This is a genomic window from Azospirillum sp. P4_B5, assembly GCF_056402275.1.
Genome location: NZ_JBFUHT010000100.1, coordinates 1 through 4,098, shown reverse-complemented (window position 1 = coordinate 4,098; position 4,098 = coordinate 1). Strand labels below are relative to the sequence as shown.

The 4,098-nt window shown below is 71.5% G+C and carries 3 protein-coding genes and 1 pseudogene; all 4 read right to left on the bottom strand.

The genetic code is table 11. The features are described from left to right. Window positions 1-358: pseudogene (locus AC1DVI_RS31910) on the bottom strand (aminoglycoside phosphotransferase); the annotation flags it as partial. Then, window positions 355-891 (bottom strand): molybdenum cofactor biosynthesis protein B, encoded by a 537-nt coding sequence (gene moaB, locus AC1DVI_RS31905; RefSeq protein WP_476961397.1) that lies wholly within the window; start codon window positions 889-891, stop codon window positions 355-357. The gene moaB and the pseudogene AC1DVI_RS31910, both read right to left, overlap by 4 nt. Further along, on the bottom strand, window positions 878-2,848 hold the full coding sequence (locus AC1DVI_RS31900) for a lytic transglycosylase domain-containing protein (RefSeq protein ID WP_476961396.1): 1,971 nt from the start codon (window positions 2,846-2,848) through the stop codon (window positions 878-880). The genes moaB and AC1DVI_RS31900 overlap by 14 nt, the downstream gene beginning before the upstream one ends. 517 nt (window positions 2,849-3,365) lie before the next feature. Then, window positions 3,366-4,098 (bottom strand): uracil-DNA glycosylase (locus AC1DVI_RS31895; protein WP_476961395.1); only part of this gene is annotated, 733 nt, incomplete at its 5' end.

Genomic DNA, 4,098 nt, shown 5'->3' with positions numbered 1-4,098 from the left:
GCGCCCGCGCGATGGCCGGCATGTCGCCCGGCAGGCGCGGCGGGCGCCCGACGATCTCCGTCACCACCAGCGCGCCCATGGGCAGCTCCGGCCCCGGCGGCAGGACGGCGGCCAGTTCCGGCGTGTGGCCGCTGGGCGCGGCGCGGCGGAAAGCGGTGGCCTGCTGCTCCAGATTGGCGAAGGGGTCGAGCCCGAGCTGGCTCCAGCGCGGGACGCGGGCGACCAGGCCCTTTCCCGACAGCCTCACATGGTCGTGCGCCACGCCCCGGCGCGGCATCGGTTCCAGCGCGCCTTGCGGCAAACCGGCGAAAGCCGGCAGCCGCGTCAGGGCGCCGTGCAGGCCGGCGGTGCCGGTCACACCTGATGCTCGCGCAGGCGCGGCATCAGTTCGACGAGGTTGCAGGGGCGGTGGCGGTTGTCGAGCTGGAAGACCAGGATGTCGTCCCAGGCGTCGCGGCAGGCGCTGGGCGAACCCGGCAGGGCGAAGATGTAGGTGCCGTTGGCGACCCCGCCGGTCGCCCGGCTCTGGATCGTCGAGGTGCCGACCTTGGCGTAGCTGAGCTGGCGGAACAGCTCCCCGAAGCCGGGGATCGCCTTGTCGAACAGGGCCTCCACCGCCTCCGGCGTCACGTCGCGGCCGGTCACCCCGGTGCCGCCGGTGGTCAGCACCACGTCGATCTCCGGATCGGCGATCCAGGCCTGGACCTGGGCGCGGATGGCGGCGATGTCGTCCTTCACGATGGCGCGGGCGCCCAGCCGGTGGCCGGCGCCGGCCAGCCGCTCCGCCAGCGCGTCGCCCGAGCGGTCGTCGGCGAGCGTGCGCGTGTCGGACACGGTCATGACGGCGATGTTGACGGGCAGGAACGGGCGGGTTTCGTCAATTTTCGGCATCGGCGGATTCGGCGTGTTGCGCGACCTGGGTGGACCGGGCCGCCGGGAAGACATCCACCGGCATATAGACCGGCCAGCCGCCCGCCGCAACGGCGTCCAGCGATTCGATTTCCTGCCCCAGCCGCAGCCGGTAGATCCAGAAGTTGGCGACGACCTTCTCGACGTAGTTCCGCGTCTCGGCGTAGGGCAGGCTCTCGATGAAGAGCAGCGGGTCGTTGCCGATGTCCGACAGCTCGCGGCGCCAGCGCGCCAGCGTGCCGGGGCCGGCGTTGTAGGCGGCGGCCAGCAGGAACAGGTTGTTGCCGATGTCCTGGCTGTTCAGAAGCTCCGCCATGTAGCGCTGCCCAAGCTCCATGTTGGTGGAGGGGTCGAACAGGCCGGTGCGGGCGGCGTCGGCCTCGCCGATGTCGGCGTTGCGCTCCTGCACATGCTGGGCGGTGGCCGGCATGATCTGCATCAGGCCGGTGGCCCCGGCGGAGCTGACCAGCCGCGGGTCGAAGCGCGATTCCTGCCGCATCACCGCGAAGACCAGCGCCCGGTCCACGGCGAAGCCGTCGCGCGGCTTCCAGTGCGGCACCGGGTAGAGGGCCGCCGTGTAGGGCGCGCCGTCCGGACCGGCCACCGCGTTGCCGACCTGGAGAGCCAGCCCCGGCAAACCGGCGCGGTCGGCCAGCGCCACGAGAGCCTGCTCGGCCAGCGCGTCGCCGCGCGGGTGGATGCGGCGCAGCTCCAGCTCCGCCGCCTCGCGCTGGCCGGCCTGGATCAGGGCGATGGCGCGGGTGCCGCCGGGCAGGGCGGACAGCGCCTTCAGATGGTCCCCGGTCAGCTCCGGCGTGCGCCAGTTCAGGTCGCCCGAACCGCCCAGCTTGCGGTGGGCGAGCAGGCCATAGAAGGTGTGCGGGTAGCGCGCCGCGGCGGCCAGATGGGCGCGGGCTTGGTCCTCGCGGCCCCGGCGGGCGTGGGCGCGGGCGGCCCAGAAGCCGGCGGCGGAGGCCAGCCAGGGCGACTGCGGGCCGGCCTCGGCCAGATTGGTGAAGTGGCGGGCGGCGCGGTCATACTGCTTCAGCCGCCAGGCGGCGAGGCCGGCGATCCAATGCGCCTCCGTCAGCGCCGGGCCGGAACGGGCGGCACTGGCCGAGGCCAGCGACAGCGCCTGCGTCACGTCGCCGGAGTAATAGAGCGAGGCGGCGATCCGCGCCCGCGCCTGGTCATACTGCACCGAGTCGAGGCCGCGCCCGAAGTCGTCCTGGTTGAGCAGGGCGAGCGCCGCCCCCGGCTTCCCGGCGCGCAGCAGGTCGGTCACGCGGGACGGGGTGGGGTGGTTGGTGCGGCTGGCGGTTCGGCTGCGCGGGGCGACGGAGATCCTGGTCTTGTCCCCGTCCGCCTCGGCGCTCTTGTCCGAATCGCCCTGTTCCTCGTCTGAGACGCTTTCCGGCAGCGGTTCGGGGCGCAGGCCGCCAAGCCGCTCCAGCGATCCGGTCAGCCGCTCCCCGTCGCTGCCGCGCGGCGGCTTCAGGGCGCGCTGCTGGCCGGCGGGGGCGCGGCGCTGGGCCAGCGCGTGGATGCGTTCCGCGCCCGGCAGGTCGCCGTAGCGCTGGAGCCAGCCGGCCAGCTCGTCGTAGCCGGCCTTGCGGTCGGGGTGCAGATAGCGCTGGCGCAGCACATGGCCCATCAGGCGGCGGTCGCGCAGCAGGCGGATCTCCCAATCGGCGCCTTCCCACTCGCCCCGTTCCTGGAGGGCGAAGATGCGCCGGTAATGGCGGGCATCCTCTTCCGTCAGCTGGACGGCGCGCGCGTCGGCGTCCGTCGCCAGAAGCAGGTTCTGCTCGGCACGATCGAATCCCGGCGGGACGACGGGTCGTCCATCCGGCGCGTGGATCACAAGGCCGGCCTGGGCCGGACGATAACCGCCCGTCGGGTCGGGTGCTGCGCACAGCGCCAGCGCCACCCCCGCCATTCCCAGGACCTTCCGCCGCAGCGAGACGGTGTTTGCTGCGCTGCACAATATCCGGAACATGGTATTCGAATAACCGCAGTGGACGGGAATCGCAAGAAGATGATTCCCCAACAGCGGTCAACGCCGTCTGTTCGCAAGGGTTTTCAGCAACTTAGTGGGGGCGGAAAAATGGCTCTAGCCCAGTGGGAAGACCCTTTTGGCGCAAGGTCATGGGTCTTTCTGTGCCGTTTGGCGCAACGGCATAGTGGCGACTTGGTAAACCACTCCGATCTTTCGAAGTACTTGGGCAATGTTTGGAATATCTATGGATCTCGAATGTTCGAAGGAGTGCGCAAGAATAAACGCAATAAGCGGGACATTTTAGAAATCAGCAGCGTTAACCATCGCTGTGGTGTTTTCCCCCACCCCGGCCCTCCCCCGCTGCGCAGGGGAGGGTGCCTTACGCAGAGTGGCGGCGGTTCCCTCCCCTGCGCAGCGGGGGAGGGTTAGGGTGGGGAAAAACGACGATTGCGGCGACTCAGCCCGGAAAGCGCTGGCGCAGCGTCAGCAGGTCGCGCCACGCCTCGCGCTTGGCGATCGGATTGCGCAGCAGATAGGCCGGGTGCAGCATCGGCAGGACCGGCAGCGGGCCGGGCAGTCCGGGGGAGGCGTAGTCGAACCAGCGGCCGCGCAGGCGGGTGATGCCCTCCGCCCGGTTGAGCAGCGTCTTGGCGGAGGTGCCGCCCAGCGGCACGAGCACCTTCGGCCCGATCAACTCGACGTGCCGCTCCAGGAAGGGCAGGCAGGCGGCGATCTCCGCCTGGGTCGGTGAGCGGTTGCCGGGCGGGCGCCAGGGCAGGATGTTGCTGATGTAGACCTTGCTGCGATCGAGCCCCACCTGGGCCAGCATGCGGTCGAGCAGCTTGCCGCTGACCCCGACGAAGGGCTTGCCCTGCCGGTCCTCGTCCTCGCCCGGCGCCTCGCCGATCAGCATGATGTCAGCGGCGGGGTTGCCGTCGGCGAAGACCGTGTTCATCGCCGTCGCCTTCAGCGGGCAACCGTCGAAGGCGCGCAAGGCCGTTTCCAATTCCTCCAGGCTGCGCGCCTCGGCGGCGCGGGCGCGGGCGCTCGCCCCGGCCTCGCTGGCGCCCAGCGGCAGGTCCGCCGTGACGGGCGCGCCGAACATCGACGCGCCGGACGGACCCCCGAACGCCGACCGCGACGCCGGCGCGGGGCGCGCCGCGGCGGGCGGCAGCGCGGAGGCTCCGGCC

Bases quoted from the DNA above. Each gene is read 5' to 3' on its own strand.
- moaB (WP_476961397.1), bottom strand. From the start codon at position 891: ATGCCGAAAATTGACGAAACCCGCCCGTTCCTGCCCGTCAACATCGCC.
- AC1DVI_RS31900 (WP_476961396.1), bottom strand. From the start codon at position 2,848: ATGGCGGGGGTGGCGCTGGCGCTGTGCGCAGCACCCGACCCGACGGGC.